This window comes from Buttiauxella ferragutiae (assembly GCF_022637515.1).
GTDB lineage: Bacteria > Pseudomonadota > Gammaproteobacteria > Enterobacterales > Enterobacteriaceae > Buttiauxella > Buttiauxella ferragutiae.
Genome location: NZ_CP093332.1, coordinates 1,042,180 through 1,059,250 on the forward strand (window position 1 = coordinate 1,042,180; position 17,071 = coordinate 1,059,250).

Consider the following 17,071-nt stretch of genomic DNA (forward strand, 5'->3'; position numbering starts at 1 on the left):
ATTTTATTAACCAACTTCACGATAAAATGAAGAAACGATCCTGAGTGTCATATCCAGGATCGAGAATGGGGCAAAGCGTATCACAATGGGGGTGGGGGTTAACATCTTATCGAAAAGGTTACGAGGCGGATCGAAAACTCGTATTTATAAAATCCCAGCCTGGTGGAAATCGTGCAGGTTAATCGCGCCGACCAGTTGACCGTTTTCATCGACTACGGGTGCCGCGCTAATGCGTTTTTTCATGAGCATTTCTTTAGCTTCAGTTGCACGTGTTTCAGTCTGTAGTACGGAGCAGTGAGTGGTCATTGCATCGCAAATGACAGCTTCAAGTTGACCGCCGCCCACCAGCCAACGGCGTAGATCGCCATCGGTGAATACCCCCACAACCTGTTGATGTGTGTTGGTCACGCATACCAGGCCAAGACCGGTGCGGCTCAGTTCGAGTAAGGCGTCCATGACCGTTGCGATGTCAGCGATGACCGGGAGCTGTTTTCCAGTGCGCATCAGGTGATGTACCCGGTTTAACAAGCGTGCCCCTAAAGCCCCCGCAGGGTGAGAGCGGGCGAAATCTTCTTCATTAAAACCGCGTTCCTGCATGACCGCCATGGCAAGTGCATCACCCATCATTAGTGTATTAACCGCGCTTGACGTTGGGGCGAGGCGCATAGGGCAGGCTTCGCGTTCAACGGAGATGTCGAGTATTGCAAGTGCAGCTTTGGCGAGTGGAGAGTCTGATTTACCTGTTATAGCAATTAAGGTGACAGCTTTTTCCTGGAGGCGCGGGATGATTAAGTCCAGTTCTTTGGCGGTGCCAGAATAGGAGATAAACAGCATGATATCGCGGCTCTCGATCATCCCTAAATCGCCATGAAGAGCTTCAGCAGGATGAACGAAGAAAGCGGGAGTACCGGTGCTGGCAAGCGTGGCGGCTATTTTTTTACCAATATGCCCGGATTTACCCATACCTGAGACAATCACTTTACCTTCGCAGGCAAGCACCGCACGAGCTGCGTTAACAAATTGTTCGCCCAGTCTGTCAGATAAACGGCTGGCTTCGTACAGTTCTAACTCCAGTGTTTCTCGCGCGATGAGTATCATTCGTTCAGTCATGTTTTTCCTCTGTGATAATCACGTTGATTCCCTTTTCCTGCAAAGCCGTCAAAAACTCCTCGCTGATGCCGCTGTCGGTAATAATGGTGTGGACACTGTCCAGCCCACAAACAATGTTCGGGCTTTTGCGACCAAATTTTGAGGAGTCAGCCATTAAAATCACCTGACGCGCTGCGTTGCACATCGCTTTACTGACGGTGTAAACCTCATTAAATGTGGTAACACCGGCATTCAGATCGATGCCATCGGTGCCCATAAAAAGTTTATCGAAGCTGAATTGTTCAAAAGCGGTTTCGGCCAGTTGGCCATGGAAAGAGGCTGATTTTTTGCGGAAGGTGCCGCCAGGCATCAGGATAGTTTGCTCGTTATCCAGTTCTGAAAGCGCATTAACAATATGCAGGCTGTTGGTCATGACGGTGATGTTATTAAAGCGCTGTAATAACGGAACCATTTGCAGCACCGTGCTGCCGGCATCAAGAATAATCGAATCACCATCATGGATGAATGTTACTGCCACATCCGCGATTTGTTGTTTTTTATGGGTGTTGATTAAGGTCTTGTGGTCAATGGGGGGATCCGGTTCGTCCTTGTTCAGTACTACGCCGCCATAGGTACGGATAACCGTGCCTGCGTTTTCCAGCAGCACCAGATCTTTACGGATCGTGGTACCGGTGGTGGCAAAATATTGAGCGAGATCGTCAACGGAACTTTTCCCTTGTTTTTGCAGATACTCCAGGATTGCGGCCTGCCGATGGCGTGGTTTCATAAGCTCTTATTACCTTGCGCTAAATTTTAGTTTGATAATTTCGCAAGCAATAAGCGTTCGAAACGAAATTATCCATGTTTCACTTTAATCGCTAATGATAGAGCATTCTGACAGTTTTGATCATGGGGGAAGATCACATCAGGTTGCAATTCCTTTCGATTTATCCCATGTAGTTGTGACAACGGTAAGGGTCTGGCAAAAATAGTGATGCCTTTCATCATCAAACTGTCACAGATGTTTTGTTGTTCATCGAATGCCAGTGCAATGACCACCCGAGGCTTAAAACGCCCGCCAGAACGCCCGATACCTACGGCTCCTTTCTGGCATAACTGGTCGAATGCACGATTGAAATGGCGTATTTGCCAGCCACCCAAAACCAGTTGGCTCAGCCAGGCGATTACAGCGATTGCGATGAGTGCGTTAATCATAGATTTCTCTCGTTAGGGAGGTGAATAGCGCGTTTGCAGTCATACGGCTATCCACCCGTGGGTTTAAAACATCACCTGCCCGCCGGTAATGTTGATTGATTGCCCGGTGCAGTACGATGCTTTATCACTGGCATAAAACAGCAGCGTATTCAGCACATCCTGATAGTCGCAGCCACGCTTGAGCGGGACTTTGTCGATGTAATATTGCTCGACTTCATCCGCCGCAATGCCCAGTTTCTCGGCATATTGCGGGAGTAATGATTGAAACATTGGCGATTTCAACAGGTTGCCCAGCATCAAGGCATGCACGGTAATGCCGTACTCTGCTAAATCCAGTGCCAGTGATTGTGTCAGCCCTACGCCGCCGAACTTTGCCGCGCTGTAGCCGGAATTATGTTTGCTGCCCACTTTCCCGGATTTAGAGTTAATTTGGATGATGCGGCCATGTACGCCGTCGCGGATCATCAAGGCTGAAAACGCTTTGGCGCACAGAAAATATCCCACCAGATTGACCTGCAACGAACGGTCAAAATCGCCCAACGCGAAATCACCAATAAATGCCGCTTTGGCAATTCCGGCGCTATAGACCAGCAAATTCACCTGGCCGAAAATCTCGTCTACTCCGTTGGCGAGCGCGGTTACGCTCTGTTCGCTGGTGGCATCAGCGCCAAATCCCCAGGCCATGCCAGCACCGTACTGGTCGTTAATTTCCTGGGCGACGCGGGCCGCTTTTTCGCTTTGGATATCTACCACGGCAATTTTATAACCTTCCTTCGCAAGCCCATGGGCGAGAAACGCTCCGAGGGTTTGTCCTCCCCCAATGACAACGGCAACTTGGTTCATGCTCTACTCCTTTAATGTGCTTAGACTAAAAACTTCAACTGGCAGCCCGTTTCAATGTTGTGAGGTAGTGGCCCGTTAACATGGACGGTACCCGGGTATTCCGCCTGCGCTTCACCGTCGAAACGCAGGGTGATATGCCCCAGTTCCTGTAAATTTTGTTGAGCGACGTCGCCAACTGCGGTGACATCGTAATGCTGCCCGTTCAGTTCAAAACCGATACCGGGTTCAAGCGTGCCGCTCAATGCGCCGTGGCAGTGAATAAAACAGAAGTCCTGAATATCTGCTGGCGCGCCTTCGCTAAAAGTGATCAGCATGTTGTCATCCAGCGCTTCGCGGGCGGACTGGCCGATATACGTGATAGTCGTTTGATAAATAGTTCGCATAATCCACCCTATTGATAGATAAAGCCGGACACGAGCCAGGCGATGAGCACGGTTGGCGCGCCCGTTAAAAAGCGGCCGACTAATACCGATGGCACGCCGACGCGCACCGTGTCTTGTCGGGCTTCAGCCAGAGAGAGGCCCACCGGGATGAAGTCACAGGCTGCTTGCGCATTGATGGCAAACAGCGCGGGGAGCGCCAGATGTGGTGGAATGTGACCGAGGCCAATTTGTACGCCAATCAGCACCCCGATAACCTGTGCGATAACCGCCCCAGGGCCGAGGAAAGGTGAGAGCAGCGGGAATGAACAAATCAGCGCCAGGGTTATCAGTCCGACGGGATTGTTGGCCAGCGGAGCCAGGCCGTGAGCAATCCAGTCGCCTAATCCTGAAGCCATGATGATGCCGATAAGCGCCGAGACAAACGCCATAAACGGCAGGATGGTTTTTAACACGGTATCTATGGTGTCGCGCCCGGCCTGAAACAGCACCGCTACGGCAGAGCCCATGCCCATGCCGACTTTTGCCAGCAATCCATCGCTTTGTTCCGTTATTTTCTTACTGGTGTCGTACTCACGAACCGGCGTTTTCGCGACGGACTGCGTTTCATCTGCTTGCCAGCTAATGTTTTCTTCGCGCACACCGGAAACGTAAATATCTTCAACGATGTACTGCGCCATTGGCCCGGACTTGCCGGTGGCATGGATATTAATGGTCGGGATGCGGCGTTTCGGGTACAACCCGCAGCGCAATGTTCCGCCACAGTCGATCACCGCCACAGCGATTTCTGCTTCCGGCGGCTCGCCTTCTTTAAAGCCGTCTACCGCTTGCCAGCCCGTCATTTCACTGAGTTTGTCGATAATCGCCGGGCGAGTCCCTGCGGTGATGTAGACGATTTTTTTTCCGGGTTCGACCGGCAGAATCAGCGGGCCGCCCCAGCCGCCCTGGCCTTTCTCAATACGAATAAGTTGCGTCATGATTTTTCCTTAAAGTCGCACCTGGCGTTCCAGTTCGATACCCATTTTCTTCTCGAAGATCGAGGTCGTGAGGTCGGTTATCCAGCCACGGAAGAAGTTAGTGATCAGACCGACAAGCAGGTAGCTCACCGCGAGTGGACCCAGCGGCAAACCAAGTGTGGTCAGCCCGCTGGCGATCCCCAGGTACACAAATAGCTCGCCTGGATTGATGTGAGGGAAAAGGCCATTCATTGAGTGGCAACTGTATGAAGCGGCGGCGTAATAGCTCGGTTTGTATTTCTCCGGCATAAAGCGCCCCAGGCTTAGCGTCATCGGGTTGCAGAACACAAACGTACCGATGCAAGGCAATAACAGGTAGCGGGAAACCGGGTTTCCGGCGCAGCGCTGCGCCATTCGTTCGATGCGATGCTGGCCGATGAAATTAATTAACGCGTTCATTATCACCAGCAGGCTTATTAGCAGCGGAAGAATACCGGTCACCATGCCGGTAAAAACTTCTCCCCCTTTTTGAAACAGGCCAATAAACCATTCAGCTCCATGGGTAATCATGTCGATCATTGTTATCTCCTGAAGGGTAAATGCTCACTCTGCGGTCAGTGGCAGCTCATAATAATCACTTTGAAACCTTCATGTATGTTATTTAGATCTCATTGTGAAGCATAAATCTGTTAATTTGAAAGGTAATTTAATTTTAAATGGAAAGTTTAATGGTGAACTGAAAGGAGTTAGAAAGGGGGATCCCTGATTATTGATTTTGATTTACCATAAGGAATACACATTCGTCGTCAGTCATATGGATATCCCTCACATGCGTTACTCCGTCGCGTTACTTCCACTTATCGTTTTGCTTGCTGCCTGTAGCAGTAAACCAAAAACTGAAACTTCGCCTCAGCAAGCTGGCGCACCTTCAGGGGGGTTCTTGCTGCAACCGCAGCATGATGTGTTTATGCAGACGGGGGATTTTGCCAACAATCCTGAAGCCGAAAAATTCATCAATAAAATGGTGAGTGAGCATGGCTTTGACCGCCAGCAATTGCATGAAGTGTTATCTCAGGCCAAACGGTTGGATTACGTGCTGCGTTTAATGGACCAGCAGGCACCTACTACTGCACCACCTCCGGGCCCAAATGGGGCGTGGTTGCGTTATCGCGGCAAATTTATCACCCCAGATAACGTGCAAAATGGTGTGGCTTTCTGGAATCAATACGATAGTGCGCTGAAACGCGCTTTCCAGGTTTACGGCGTGCCACCAGAAATTATTGTTGGGATTATCGGCGTGGAAACTCGCTGGGGCCGCGTGATGGGTAAAACACGCATCATCGATGCGCTGGCGACCTTATCCTTTGCTTATCCACGCCGTGCGCAATACTTCTCTGGCGAACTGGAAACCTTCCTGTTGATGGCGCGTAACGAAGGTGATGACCCGCTGGCACTGAAAGGTTCATTTGCCGGGGCGATGGGTTACGGCCAGTTTATGCCTTCGTCGTTCAAAGAGTACGCGGTTGATTTCAACGGCGACGGTCATGTGAATTTGTGGGATCCCGAAGATGCGATTGGCAGTGTAGCAAACTATTTCAAAGGCCACGGCTGGGTGAAAGGGGATTTGGTGGCGGTGCCTGCTAACGGCCAGGTACCGGGGTTAGCCAACGGCTTTAAGACCAAGTATTCCGTTTCCGCGCTGGCGCAATCCGGCCTGAGCCCAACGGCTTCTCTGGGTAACCACCAGGAAGCCAGTTTACTGCGCCTGGATATGGGCGATCGTTACCAGTACTGGTACGGTCTGCCAAACTTCTACACCATCACCCGTTACAACCACAGCACGCATTACGCGATGGCGGTATGGCAGTTAGGCCTGGCTGTTGCGCAGGCTCGCGTTCAGTAATCTTTACCCCGCCTTGTTCTGAGGCGGGGTTCTTTCTCCAGCACTTCCCATGAAGGTTTTTCCCGATCGTCGATCAGGAATTTACATCGTCATCAATTTATTTTATGTTATGTTATAACAAATCAAATTGAAGGCTTTTTCCTGCAATGAATCCTTTACGGACACTTTTCACCGTGGCGGCATCAGCCCGGTTTTGTGCAGTCTTAATGCTGCTCGCCGGTTTATGGCTGGCTATTCGCTGGGCGATTGCACTGCCATGATCTCGTTGAATCAAGTGGTATTGGGTTATCAGGGAAGGGCGGTGGCACCTGCACTTACCGGCCATATTGTGCAAGGCAGCATGACCGCCATTATTGGTGCCAACGGCACCGGGAAATCGACCCTCCTTAAAACATTATTGAAGTTACAGGCACCGGTATCGGGGCAACTGCAGTTTACCGATGGGTGTGCTCCGCGCATTGCGTGGTTGCCGCAACTGGCTGAAATGGAAAGACAGTTTCCTGTCACGGTTTACGATGTGGTGTGTATGGGGGCGTGGCCTGCCCGCAGCCTGTTTTCCGCATTGAAGCGTCAACACCGCCTGCGGATAGCCGATGCCATCGAACGAGTTGGCTTGAGCGCTTACCGCCATCAGCCTATCGAAATGCTTTCTGGCGGCCAGTTTCAGAGAATGCTGTTTGCTCGCTTACTGGTGCAAAACGCGCCGCTGGTGCTGCTCGATGAGCCTTTTACCGGGGTCGATTCGCAAACCAGCGATTTCCTGATGTCGTTAATCTGCCAAATGAATCAGGCGGGCCAAACGGTACTGGCTGTGCTGCATGATAACCAACGTGTTAGCCGGCATTTCCCACAGGTTTTATTGCTTACACAAGATCATTTCCATTGGGGGGACGCTGCTGAAGTGTTACCTCGTTATTCGCAAGTCAGTAATAATCTGGCGTTATCCGCATGATTTATCACTTCTTCTTGGAACCGTTTATTGATTACGGTTTTATGCGCCGCGCGCTCGTTGCGTGCCTGGCTTTATCACTGAGCACCGCTCCGTTGGGGATTTTCTTGCTGCTAAGGCGTATGAGCCTGGTGGGGGATGCACTTTCTCATGCCATCCTGCCGGGCGTTGCGGTGGGCTATTTGCTGGCAGGTATGTCGCTGGTTGCCATGGGGATTGGCGGCTTTGTTGCGGGGGTGCTGGTGGCATTAATTTCCGGCCTGGTGAGCTCACGAACCCAACTTAAAGAGGATGCTAGTTTTGCAGGTTTTTACCTCGGCTCGCTGGCGTTAGGCGTCACACTCATTTCGCTTCGCGGCTCCAGTGTTGACCTGCTGCACCTTTTATTTGGCTCAATACTGGCCGTCGATAATCAGGCAACAATCTTCGTTGGCGTGATTGCCAGCGTAACGTTACTTATCCTGGCGGGTTTATATCGCGGGCTGGTGATGGAAACCTTTGACCGCAGCTTCTTGCAGGTCAATAACCGCCAGGCACCTCATCTTATTCATGGTGTTTTTCTTGCGCTGCTGGTGCTTAACCTGGTCGCCGGATTTCAAATCCTCGGCACGCTGATGTCCGTCGGGCTAATGATGCTGCCAGCGGTTTCGGCGCGCTGCTGGGCGAAAACGCTACCTGGGGCGATGTTTATTGCGGTGGTCTGCGGTTTGTTATCGGCATGGATTGGGCTGGCATGGTCTTTTGCCGCCGCACTGCCTGCTGGACCGGCGATTGTTCTGACGGCAAGCGTTGGCTTCTTTATCTCAATACTTTTCGGTTCGCGCAGCGGACTGGCTCGGAGCCTTTGTAGAGGCTGGATAACAACAAGCAAGGGGATTAAATGAAACGTTTTGGGATGATGATGTCATTGGTGCTGGCTTGTTCCAGCCAGGCGGCGCTGGCGAAAAACCTCAATGTGGTCGCCAGTTTCACGGTGCTGGCTGATATGGCGAAACAAGTCGGCGGTGAACATGTCACGGTAAAAAGCCTGGTCGGGCCAAACGGTGATCCGCATAGTTTTGAACCCTCGCCGCAAGACAGCGTCGCGCTAAGCAAAGCTGACGTGGTTATTGTCAGCGGGCTGGGAATGGAAGGGTGGATGGACCGTCTGGTGAGCGCATCAGGTTATAAAGGCAAAGTCATTGTTGCTTCTGAAGGTATTTCCAGCCGCAGCATGGTCGAAGACGGTAAACAAATTACTGACCCGCATGCCTGGAACAGTGCTGAGAATGGCGCGGTCTACGCACAGAATATTATGAAGGCGCTGATGGCGGCAGACCCACAAGATGCGGCGGCAATCAATGAAAGCGGCAGCGAGTACGTTACGCGCCTGAAACTGCTGGATAGCTGGGCCAAAACACGCTTTGAATCGATTCCTAAATCGCACCGTAAAGTGCTGACCAGCCATGATGCCTTTGGCTATTTTGGCGCAGAGTATGGGGTGGCTTTCCTCGCGCCTGTTGGCTTCTCGACTGAAGCTGAAGCGAATGCCAGTGATGTCGCTGGGCTAATCAAACAGCTCAAAAACCAGCACATCAAAACATACTTCATTGAGAACCAGACTGACCCCCGTCTGGTAAAACAAATTGCCGCCGCGAGTGGTGCACAACCGGGCGGTGAACTTTATCCTGAAGCATTGTCTGATGCCGACGGTCCTGCCAGCACTTATGAGATGGCTTTTAAGCATAATGTGGAAGCCATCGCTAACAGTATGAAATGATTTATCCGGCCAGCATTCGCTGGCCGTTCTTTTCTCTGGAAGTGCCTCGCGTTATTGAATGTAATCCTCTGAAAGCGCGGTTAAGTGCTATCGTGTGACCCTGCGATATGTCTACAATCGGAGCCAATATGACAGAGAAAACATTGCGCCAATTAAGCCACCAGTTGGGCGAAGCGCTTGGGCAGCTTGGTGCCACCATCACGACGGCGGAATCTTGCACCGGTGGCTGGATTGCCAAGGTGATTACTGATGTTTCAGGCAGTTCCGCCTGGTTTGAACGTGGCTTTGTTACCTACAGTAACGAAGCTAAACATCAAATGATTGGTGTGGATAGCGGGACGCTGGAAACCCACGGCGCAGTCAGTGAAGCCGTGGTGCGTGAAATGGCTCAGGGGGCGTTATATGCCGCCGCTGCGGACTACGCGATTGCTGTCAGTGGTATCGCCGGACCAAATGGTGGCAGCGAGGAAAAACCTGTCGGCACCGTGTGGTTTGGCTTCAGCTCAAAGCTTGAAGGCACTGTCGCTCGCCATCAGCTTTTTGAAGGTGACCGTGATGCCGTTCGCCGCCAGGCCACGGAATATGCAGTGCAAACCCTGTGGGAAGAATTTCTCAAAAATAAGCTTGATACTGTATGACCATACAGTATAATTGGCACAACAAAACAGCATAGTAAGCAGCGTGGCGCACTTGTGTATCACCCTGCATGACAGGAGTAAAAATGGCTATCGACGAAAACAAACAGAAGGCGTTAGCGGCAGCACTTGGCCAAATTGAAAAACAATTTGGTAAAGGCTCCATCATGCGTCTGGGTGAAGACCGTACCATGGATGTGGAAACGATCTCTACCGGTTCACTTTCACTGGATATTGCTCTGGGAGCCGGTGGCTTACCAATGGGGCGTATCGTTGAAATCTACGGACCAGAATCTTCTGGTAAAACGACGCTGACTTTGCAAGTTATCGCCGCCGCTCAACGTGAAGGTAAAACGTGTGCGTTTATCGATGCCGAGCACGCTCTGGACCCGATTTACGCTAAGAAATTGGGCGTTGATATCGACAACCTGCTGTGTTCCCAGCCTGATACCGGCGAACAAGCTCTGGAAATCTGTGACGCATTAGCACGTTCCGGTGCTGTTGACGTCCTCGTGGTTGACTCCGTTGCTGCTCTGACACCGAAAGCTGAAATTGAAGGCGAAATCGGTGACTCTCATATGGGCCTTGCGGCACGTATGATGAGCCAGGCAATGCGTAAACTGGCGGGTAACCTTAAGCAGTCCAACACATTGCTTATCTTCATCAACCAGATCCGTATGAAAATTGGTGTGATGTTCGGTAACCCGGAAACCACAACCGGTGGTAACGCCCTGAAGTTCTACGCATCTGTCCGTCTGGATATCCGCCGTATTGGCGCGGTAAAAGATGGCGATAACGTAGTGGGTAGTGAAACCCGCGTTAAAGTGGTCAAAAACAAAATTGCTGCACCATTTAAGCAAGCTGAATTCCAGATCATGTACGGCGAAGGCATTAACTTCTACGGCGAACTGGTTGATTTAGGCGTGAAGCACAAGCTGATTGAAAAAGCAGGTGCCTGGTACAGCTACAACGGTGAGAAGATTGGCCAGGGTAAATCAAACTCCAGTAATTTCCTGAAAGAAAACAAGCCAATGGCTGTTGAAATCGAGAAGAAACTGCGTGATATGCTGCTGAATAATCAAGATGGCACACCAGACTTTGTTGTTGATGACCATGACAAAGACGTTGCTGAAACCAAAGAAGACTTCTAAATACTAGTAAGGGCTGCCACGGCAGCCCTTGTCTTTATCTGCTTTACTGCACTTTTCTTCTATACAGGTTATCCGTCATGCCTGAACCTATTACTCCTTCTACTCGCCGCAGCGCCTGGTCCCGCTTATTAGACAAAGCCACTCGTATCCTGGCGATGCGCGATCACAGCGAACAAGAACTCCGCCGTAAACTTGCTGCACAACCCACGTTTCCCGGAAAACCAAGAGCGGAAGAAGACCCGTTTACTCCTGAAGATATCGAAAAAGTTATTGCCTGGTGTTATGAACACCGCTGGCTGGACGATGCTCAGTTCGCTTCGCGTTTTATCGCAAGCCGCAGCCGCAAAGGTTATGGCCCGCAACGTATCCGTCAGGAATTGCAGGGTAAAGGTATCGCGCGTGAACTGAGCGAAGCCGCCATGGAAAATTGCGAAATAGACTGGCAAGAGATGGCGCGAGACATTGCCGAGCGAAAATTCGGTGAGCAACTTCCTACGGAATGGAAAGAGCGGGCCAAAGTGCAGCGCTATCTTCAGTATCGTGGTTTCTTTATGGAAGACATCCAGGCCGTTTATTCAAGATAAATACCGAAATTTTGCAGATTAGGCATACACGGGATTTTACTTCCCTCATCAGAAAACTTATCTTATTCCCACTTTTTCCAGGTAAACAGGTCAAGGCCAAAGTATCAAAATTGGCTATGTCAGGTTTGCAACTCCTCGTTAGCTTGATTTCAGGATAATTATGAGCAAGAGCACCGCTGAGATCCGTCAGGCGTTTCTCGATTTTTTCCATAGTAAAGGCCACCAGGTTGTAGCGAGCAGCTCCCTGGTTCCGAATAACGACCCTACTTTGCTGTTTACCAATGCCGGGATGAACCAGTTCAAGGATGTATTCCTTGGTCTCGACAAACGTAACTATTCCCGTGCCACAACGTCGCAACGTTGTGTCCGCGCTGGTGGTAAACACAATGACCTGGAGAACGTCGGTTACACCGCTCGTCACCACACTTTCTTTGAAATGCTGGGTAACTTCAGCTTTGGTGACTACTTCAAAAATGATGCCATCAACTTCGCCTGGGAATTATTGACCGGCGAACAGTGGTTTAACCTGCCAAAAGATCGTCTGTGGGTAACGGTTTACGAGACTGACGACGAAGCGTTTGAAATCTGGGAAAAAGAAGTTGGCGTTCCGCGCGAACGTATTATTCGCATTGGCGATAACAAAGGTGCAGCTTACGCATCTGACAACTTCTGGCAGATGGGTGACACCGGCCCATGCGGCCCATGCACCGAAATCTTCTTTGACCACGGCGACCACATTTGGGGCGGCCCTCCGGGTAGCGCTGAAGAAGATGGCGACCGTTATATCGAAATCTGGAACCTTGTGTTCATGCAGTTCAACCGTCAGCAAGATGGCACTATGTTGCCATTGCCGAAGCCGTCTGTTGATACGGGTATGGGGCTGGAGCGTATTGCCGCTGTTCTTCAGCACGTTAACTCCAACTACGAAATTGATTTGTTCAGCCAGCTGATTAAGTCTGTTGCCGAAGTTACTGGTGCAACCGATCTGAACAGCAAATCACTGCGTGTTATCGCTGACCATATTCGTTCTTGTGCGTTCCTGGTTGCTGATGGTGTTACGCCATCCAATGAAGGCCGTGGCTATGTGCTGCGCCGTATCGTTCGTCGTGCAATCCGCCACGGCAACATGCTGGGCGCTAAAGAAACCTTCTTCTACAAACTGGTTGGCCCATTGGTTGAAGTGATGGGGGCAGCGGGTGAAGAGCTGCAACGTCAGCAAGCATTGGTTGAACAAGTTCTGAAAACCGAAGAAGAGCAGTTTGCCCGTACCCTGGAACGTGGCTTAACGCTGTTGGATGAAGAACTGGCGAAACTGAAGGGCGATACGCTGGATGGTGAAACCGCTTTCCGTCTGTACGACACCTATGGCTTCCCGGTTGACCTGACTGCGGATGTTTGCCGCGAACGTAATCTGAAAGTTGACGAAGCTGGTTTTGAAGCGGCGATGGAAGAACAACGCCGTCGCGCACGTGAGTCCAGCGGTTTTGGCGCTGACTATAACAGCATGATCCGCGTAGATTCTGCCACTGCTTTCAAAGGTTATGATCACACGGATTTAACCGCGAAAGTCACTGCGTTGTTTGTTGACGGTAAAGCCGTTGAACAAGTGACTGCGGGCCAGGAAGCGGTTGTGGTGCTCAACGAAACACCATTCTATGCAGAGTCTGGTGGCCAGGTTGGTGATAAAGGCACAATCAAAGGTAACGGTGTGGACTTTGCCGTTAACGATACGCAGAAGTATGGCCAGGCTATCGGTCATCTTGGCAAATTAGTCTCTGGTGTGGTGAAAGTGGGCGACAGTGTAAAAGCTGAAGTTGATGAAGTGCGTCGTTCACGCATTCGTCTGAACCACTCTGCAACTCACTTGTTGCATGCTGCATTGCGCCAGGTACTTGGCACGCATGTCGCGCAAAAAGGTTCACTGGTTAACGATAAAGGCCTGCGTTTCGACTTCTCCCATTTCGAAGCAATGAAACCGGCTGAAGTTCGCGCAGTAGAAGATATCGTTAACGGACAAATTCGTCGTAACCTGCCAATCGAAACTAACGTCATGGATCTGGAAGCTGCTAAGGCTAAAGGTGCAATGGCGTTGTTTGGTGAGAAGTATGATGACCACGTGCGTGTGCTGAGCATGGGTGATTTCTCGACCGAACTGTGTGGCGGTATTCACGCCAGCCGCACTGGCGATATTGGTTTGTTCCGTATCGTGGCTGAGTCTGGTACTGCTGCGGGTGTGCGCCGTATTGAAGCTGTTACTGGCGAAGGTGCGCTGGCTAATCTGCATGCACAAAGCGAACAGCTCAATGATATTGCTCAGTTGCTCAAAGGCGATAGCCAGAATCTGAACGAGAAAGTGCGTTCGGTACTGGAGCGTACCCGCCAGCTTGAAAAAGAACTACAGCAATTGAAAGAACAGCAGGCAGTGCAGGAGAGTGCAAACCTTTCCAGCAAAGCCGTCGATGTAAAAGGCGTGAAACTCCTCGTGAGTGAACTTGCCAACGTTGAACCGAAGATGCTGCGTACTATGGTTGATGATCTGAAAAATCAGCTTGGTTCGGCAATTATCGTTCTGGCGACGGTATCAGAAGGTAAGGTTTCTCTGATTACTGGTGTCTCTAAAGATGTCACTGACCGTGTGAAGGCGGGAGAACTGATTGGAGTTATCGCTCAGCAAGTTGGTGGCAAAGGGGGCGGTCGTCCAGATATGGCTCAGGCTGGTGGCACAGATGCAGCCGCATTGCCGGGTGCTCTGGCCGGTGTTGAAGCTTGGGTCTCGGCTAAGCTCTAAGTAAAAAAATAAAGTGCAGACAGACGCTATAACTCATTTAGGTTATAGCGTCTTCTTAAATTTGCACATACTCAATAATGATAAAGTCAGGTTAAAGTTGCGTATATCGGCTAGACTTATTCATAACAGAATGTAATGTCGTGGTGAGTGACACTTTATGTGTTTGTCACTACTTACTTTTTGTCGTATATGATGGAGAACGCCGGGATACAGAGAGACCCGACTCTTTTAATCTTTCAAGGAGCAAAGAATGCTGATTCTAACTCGTCGAGTTGGTGAGACCCTCATGATTGGGGATGAGGTGACCGTGACAGTACTTGGGGTAAAAGGTAACCAGGTTCGTATTGGTGTTAACGCCCCGAAGGAAGTTTCTGTACACCGCGAAGAGATCTACCAACGTATCCAGGCTGAAAAATCGCAACAAACGAGTTACTAAAGTTACTGCGTCTCGCTATCTGCTAGCGAGACGCTTCCTTTAGAGCACTATTTTCTTCGCTTTATCTCGCAATCCCTCCTGTTTCTTCTGTCATGCCCACAATTTCTTACTTATCCCGAATGCTTTCGTACCTCTATAAACCCCATCTTGTTAGTTGATAAAACACTCTTTTTGCCGTGAATTCACCCTAATTGTGCGCGAAGTGTGCAATTGAAACTGAGTTGGGAAAAATTGTTTGACTTATAAGTGCGGGAAAGTAATATGTGCGCCACGCAGTGCCGATGAGCAGAAACAAGTTCAACGGTACACCTCGAAAGAGGCGTGTGGTGAGGTGGCCGAGAGGCTGAAGGCGCTCCCCTGCTAAGGGAGTATGCGGTCAAAAGCTGCATCCGGGGTTCGAATCCCCGCCTCACCGCCATTTTGCACCCATAGCTCAGCTGGATAGAGTACTCGGCTACGAACCGAGCGGTCGGAAGTTCGAATCTTCCTGGGTGCACCATTCTTCCTACTACCATTTTGCACCGGTAGTGTTGCAAAGAAAGTTAATTTCTTAGCGAACAACAGGGAGAAAAACGTTGCTAAAGCAACGGCCCGTCAGGGCAAGCACCGCGAGTAACGCTCCGGATGCACCATCTTGTTGATGTTGTTTAGAACAACAAACAGCATTAAGTCAGCAGTAAAAGAAGTAATCCTGTGCACCCATAGCTCAGCTGGATAGAGTACTCGGCTACGAACCGAGCGGTCGGAAGTTCGAATCTTCCTGGGTGCACCATCTTCTTCGATGTTACGGCAAGTTAAGTAACATTGAATCAGTAGTAAAGCAGTAACCCGATGCACCCATAGCTCAGCTGGATAGAGTACTCGGCTACGAACCGAGCGGTCGGAAGTTCGAATCTTCCTGGGTGCACCATATTTTTCCTAAATATCAGCAATGGTATCGCTTCAGAGAAATTTGATTTCTCAGCAAGCACAAGGGAAGATAACGTTGCTTTAGCAACGGCCCTTTAGGGCGAGCCCTGGCGAGTAATCTTCCTGGGTGCACCATCTTCTTCGATGTTACGGCAAGTTCAGTGACATTGAATCAGTAGTAAAGTAGTAACCCGATGCACCCATAGCTCAGCTGGATAGAGTACTCGGCTACGAACCGAGCGGTCGGAAGTTCGAATCTTCCTGGGTGCACCATATTCCCCCCAAGTTTTACCTTCTGAATTTCAAAAACAAACTCCCAGTAACACCACACAAACCCATTAGTCACCTTCTGTACTATCTCAATTACAAATAAGCGACAATATTATTGGTTTACGCTAAAGTAACGCCTCAATATTGAGTGATGTGAGGGATGAGATGTACGAACGTTACGACGGCCTGATTTTCGATATGGACGGAACCATCCTCGATACCGAACCAACACATCGTAAGGCGTGGCGTGAGACGCTAGCGGGCTATGGCATGCAGTTTGATGAGCAAGCTATGGTTGCGTTGAATGGCTCCCCAACCTGGCGTATCGCGCAGGCGATTATCGAACTCAATCGTGCAGATCTTGATCCTCATCGTCTGGCGCAGGAAAAGACGCAGGCCGTAAGGGCTATGCTTCTTGATACTGTGCGCCCGCTTCCTCTCATTGATGTCGTTAAATCCTGGCATGGGCGTCGTCCTATGGCTGTAGGTACCGGTAGTGAAAGCGATATTGCCGAAGCGCTGCTTAATCATTTGGGCTTACGTCAGTATTTCTCCGCTGTTGTCGCGGCAGATCACGTTAAAAACCATAAACCTGCTCCCGACACTTTTTTGCTGTGCGCCAAATTAATGGGTGTTGCTGCGCATAAATGTGTGGTGTTTGAAGATGCAGATTTTGGCCTGGAAGCAGCACGTGCCGCTGGTATGGATGGCGTGGATGTCCGTTTGCTGTGAGTGAAACACTGTCATTTGTTTCACTGTTTACCAGCAGTTTTCTTAGCGCAACATTGTTACCAGGAAGCTCAGAAGCTGTTCTGGTGGCGTTATTAGTTGCAGGTTCTGGGCCAACCTGGTTACTCATTTTAATAGCAACAATGGGTAATAGCCTTGGCGGCTTAACTAACGTTATTCTTGGACGTTTTTTCCCGTTGCGGGAACAATCGCTCTGGCAAGGAAAGGCAACTGCCTGGTTGGTGCGTTTTGGTCCGGCAACGTTATTACTCAGCTGGATGCCTTTAATTGGCGATCTACTGTGCCTGTTGGCTGGCTTATTACGAATGAGCTGGGGACCGGTAATCTTTTTCTTATGCCTTGGTAAAGCGCTTCGCTATCTCGTTGTCGCGGCTGCAACGGTACAAGGCATGGCGTGGTGGCACTAATTGGGTGATCTGATAATTATCATCACCATTTAAAACAATTATGCTTA

Annotated in this window: 18 protein-coding genes and 5 tRNA genes; 16 read left to right on the forward strand and 7 right to left on the reverse strand. The window is 50.3% G+C overall.

The features are described from left to right. Nucleotides 1-144 precede the first annotated feature (144 nt). From gutQ to srlA, 7 genes are all read right to left on the reverse strand, one after another. Nucleotides 145-1,110, reverse strand: a complete 966-nt coding sequence (gene gutQ / locus MNO13_RS04690; protein ID WP_133522882.1) for an arabinose-5-phosphate isomerase GutQ — start codon at nucleotides 1,108-1,110, stop codon at nucleotides 145-147. Next, nucleotides 1,103-1,876 carry a glucitol operon DNA-binding transcriptional repressor SrlR gene (gene srlR / locus MNO13_RS04695; protein WP_064543934.1) on the reverse strand — a complete coding sequence of 258 codons (774 nt, stop codon included), beginning with the start codon at nucleotides 1,874-1,876 and terminating at the stop codon, nucleotides 1,103-1,105. Before srlR ends, gutQ begins: the two co-directional genes overlap by 8 nt. A gap of 68 nt (nucleotides 1,877-1,944) precedes the next feature. Continuing rightward, nucleotides 1,945-2,304, reverse strand: a complete 360-nt coding sequence (gene gutM, locus MNO13_RS04700) for a transcriptional regulator GutM (protein WP_064543935.1) — start codon at nucleotides 2,302-2,304, stop codon at nucleotides 1,945-1,947. A gap of 63 nt (nucleotides 2,305-2,367) precedes the next feature. After that, on the reverse strand, nucleotides 2,368-3,147 hold the full coding sequence (gene srlD, locus MNO13_RS04705; RefSeq protein ID WP_064543937.1) for a sorbitol-6-phosphate dehydrogenase: 780 nt from the start codon (nucleotides 3,145-3,147) through the stop codon (nucleotides 2,368-2,370). 20 nt (nucleotides 3,148-3,167) lie between these two features. Further along, nucleotides 3,168-3,530 (reverse strand): PTS glucitol/sorbitol transporter subunit IIA, encoded by a 363-nt coding sequence (gene srlB / locus MNO13_RS04710; protein ID WP_064543939.1) that lies wholly within the window; start codon nucleotides 3,528-3,530, stop codon nucleotides 3,168-3,170. An 8-nt stretch (nucleotides 3,531-3,538) separates the two neighbouring features. Next, nucleotides 3,539-4,504, reverse strand: a complete 966-nt coding sequence (gene srlE / locus MNO13_RS04715; RefSeq protein ID WP_064543941.1) for a PTS glucitol/sorbitol transporter subunit IIB — start codon at nucleotides 4,502-4,504, stop codon at nucleotides 3,539-3,541. Between the two features lie 9 nt (nucleotides 4,505-4,513). Further along, nucleotides 4,514-5,062 carry a PTS glucitol/sorbitol transporter subunit IIC gene (gene srlA, locus MNO13_RS04720; RefSeq protein ID WP_064543944.1) on the reverse strand — a complete coding sequence of 183 codons (549 nt, stop codon included), beginning with the start codon at nucleotides 5,060-5,062 and terminating at the stop codon, nucleotides 4,514-4,516. Nucleotides 5,063-5,312: 250 nt separating this feature from the next. Between srlA and mltB the strand changes: the two genes are divergently transcribed. The 16 genes from mltB to MNO13_RS04800 all read left to right on the forward strand — a co-directional run bounded on the left by mltB (nucleotide 5,313) and on the right by MNO13_RS04800 (nucleotide 17,024). Further along, entirely contained in the window at nucleotides 5,313-6,386 is a 1,074-nt protein-coding gene (gene mltB / locus MNO13_RS04725; protein WP_064544056.1) for a lytic murein transglycosylase B, read from the forward strand. 256 nt (nucleotides 6,387-6,642) lie between these two features. Next, nucleotides 6,643-7,338, forward strand: coding sequence for a metal ABC transporter ATP-binding protein (locus MNO13_RS04730; protein ID WP_133522885.1), 696 nt, complete (start codon nucleotides 6,643-6,645; stop codon nucleotides 7,336-7,338). After that, nucleotides 7,335-8,219, forward strand: a complete 885-nt coding sequence (locus tag MNO13_RS04735) for a metal ABC transporter permease (protein ID WP_121815024.1) — start codon at nucleotides 7,335-7,337, stop codon at nucleotides 8,217-8,219. Before MNO13_RS04730 ends, MNO13_RS04735 begins: the two co-directional genes overlap by 4 nt. After that, nucleotides 8,216-9,094 (forward strand): metal ABC transporter substrate-binding protein, encoded by an 879-nt coding sequence (locus MNO13_RS04740; protein WP_064543952.1) that lies wholly within the window; start codon nucleotides 8,216-8,218, stop codon nucleotides 9,092-9,094. Before MNO13_RS04735 ends, MNO13_RS04740 begins: the two co-directional genes overlap by 4 nt. A gap of 128 nt (nucleotides 9,095-9,222) precedes the next feature. Further along, nucleotides 9,223-9,732 carry a nicotinamide-nucleotide amidase gene (gene pncC / locus MNO13_RS04745; RefSeq protein WP_064543954.1) on the forward strand — a complete coding sequence of 170 codons (510 nt, stop codon included), beginning with the start codon at nucleotides 9,223-9,225 and terminating at the stop codon, nucleotides 9,730-9,732. Nucleotides 9,733-9,815: 83 nt separating this feature from the next. Further along, nucleotides 9,816-10,880, forward strand: coding sequence for a recombinase RecA (gene recA / locus MNO13_RS04750; protein ID WP_064543956.1), 1,065 nt, complete (start codon nucleotides 9,816-9,818; stop codon nucleotides 10,878-10,880). A 77-nt stretch (nucleotides 10,881-10,957) separates the two neighbouring features. Further along, nucleotides 10,958-11,464, forward strand: a complete 507-nt coding sequence (locus tag MNO13_RS04755; RefSeq protein ID WP_064543958.1) for a regulatory protein RecX — start codon at nucleotides 10,958-10,960, stop codon at nucleotides 11,462-11,464. A gap of 160 nt (nucleotides 11,465-11,624) precedes the next feature. Further along, entirely contained in the window at nucleotides 11,625-14,252 is a 2,628-nt protein-coding gene (alaS, locus tag MNO13_RS04760; protein WP_121815025.1) for an alanine--tRNA ligase, read from the forward strand. A 250-nt stretch (nucleotides 14,253-14,502) separates the two neighbouring features. Then, nucleotides 14,503-14,688: a carbon storage regulator CsrA gene (gene csrA / locus MNO13_RS04765; RefSeq protein WP_013574027.1), complete on the forward strand. Its 186-nt coding sequence runs from the start codon at nucleotides 14,503-14,505 to the stop codon at nucleotides 14,686-14,688. A 325-nt stretch (nucleotides 14,689-15,013) separates the two neighbouring features. Beyond that, nucleotides 15,014-15,106, forward strand: a tRNA-Ser gene (locus MNO13_RS04770). A gap of 4 nt (nucleotides 15,107-15,110) precedes the next feature. Beyond that, nucleotides 15,111-15,187 (forward strand) — tRNA-Arg (locus MNO13_RS04775). 196 nt (nucleotides 15,188-15,383) lie between these two features. After that, nucleotides 15,384-15,460: transfer RNA gene (locus MNO13_RS04780), tRNA-Arg, on the forward strand. 61 nt (nucleotides 15,461-15,521) lie between these two features. Then, a tRNA-Arg gene (locus tag MNO13_RS04785) sits at nucleotides 15,522-15,598 on the forward strand. 195 nt (nucleotides 15,599-15,793) lie between these two features. Then, nucleotides 15,794-15,870 (forward strand) — tRNA-Arg (locus tag MNO13_RS04790). Between the two features lie 162 nt (nucleotides 15,871-16,032). Continuing rightward, the gene (gene yqaB / locus MNO13_RS04795) at nucleotides 16,033-16,599 is read left to right on the forward strand and encodes a fructose-1-phosphate/6-phosphogluconate phosphatase (RefSeq protein WP_064543962.1); all 567 of its coding nucleotides are present in this window, start codon (nucleotides 16,033-16,035) and stop codon (nucleotides 16,597-16,599) included. Continuing rightward, nucleotides 16,596-17,024, forward strand: coding sequence for a YqaA family protein (locus MNO13_RS04800; protein WP_241939588.1), 429 nt, complete (start codon nucleotides 16,596-16,598; stop codon nucleotides 17,022-17,024). The genes yqaB and MNO13_RS04800 overlap by 4 nt, the downstream gene beginning before the upstream one ends. Nucleotides 17,025-17,071 lie beyond the last annotated feature (47 nt).

What these genes read in the sequence shown, in the direction of transcription:
- gutM (WP_064543935.1), bottom strand. Translation starts at nt 2,304, where the DNA reads ATGATTAACGCACTCATCGCAATCGCTGTAATCGCCTGGCTGAGCCAA.
- MNO13_RS04735 (WP_121815024.1), top strand. Translation starts at nt 7,335, where the DNA reads ATGATTTATCACTTCTTCTTGGAACCGTTTATTGATTACGGTTTTATG.
- gutQ (WP_133522882.1), bottom strand. Translation starts at nt 1,110, where the DNA reads ATGACTGAACGAATGATACTCATCGCGCGAGAAACACTGGAGTTAGAA.
- srlB (WP_064543939.1), bottom strand. Translation starts at nt 3,530, where the DNA reads ATGCGAACTATTTATCAAACGACTATCACGTATATCGGCCAGTCCGCC.
- mltB (WP_064544056.1), top strand. Translation starts at nt 5,313, where the DNA reads ATGCGTTACTCCGTCGCGTTACTTCCACTTATCGTTTTGCTTGCTGCC.
- MNO13_RS04740 (WP_064543952.1), top strand. Translation starts at nt 8,216, where the DNA reads ATGAAACGTTTTGGGATGATGATGTCATTGGTGCTGGCTTGTTCCAGC.
- srlA (WP_064543944.1), bottom strand. Translation starts at nt 5,062, where the DNA reads ATGATCGACATGATTACCCATGGAGCTGAATGGTTTATTGGCCTGTTT.
- srlR (WP_064543934.1), bottom strand. Translation starts at nt 1,876, where the DNA reads ATGAAACCACGCCATCGGCAGGCCGCAATCCTGGAGTATCTGCAAAAA.
- yqaB (WP_064543962.1), top strand. Translation starts at nt 16,033, where the DNA reads ATGTACGAACGTTACGACGGCCTGATTTTCGATATGGACGGAACCATC.
- pncC (WP_064543954.1), top strand. Translation starts at nt 9,223, where the DNA reads ATGACAGAGAAAACATTGCGCCAATTAAGCCACCAGTTGGGCGAAGCG.
- csrA (WP_013574027.1), top strand. Translation starts at nt 14,503, where the DNA reads ATGCTGATTCTAACTCGTCGAGTTGGTGAGACCCTCATGATTGGGGAT.
- MNO13_RS04755 (WP_064543958.1), top strand. Translation starts at nt 10,958, where the DNA reads ATGCCTGAACCTATTACTCCTTCTACTCGCCGCAGCGCCTGGTCCCGC.
- alaS (WP_121815025.1), top strand. Translation starts at nt 11,625, where the DNA reads ATGAGCAAGAGCACCGCTGAGATCCGTCAGGCGTTTCTCGATTTTTTC.
- srlD (WP_064543937.1), bottom strand. Translation starts at nt 3,147, where the DNA reads ATGAACCAAGTTGCCGTTGTCATTGGGGGAGGACAAACCCTCGGAGCG.
- srlE (WP_064543941.1), bottom strand. Translation starts at nt 4,504, where the DNA reads ATGACGCAACTTATTCGTATTGAGAAAGGCCAGGGCGGCTGGGGCGGC.
- MNO13_RS04730 (WP_133522885.1), top strand. Translation starts at nt 6,643, where the DNA reads ATGATCTCGTTGAATCAAGTGGTATTGGGTTATCAGGGAAGGGCGGTG.
- recA (WP_064543956.1), top strand. Translation starts at nt 9,816, where the DNA reads ATGGCTATCGACGAAAACAAACAGAAGGCGTTAGCGGCAGCACTTGGC.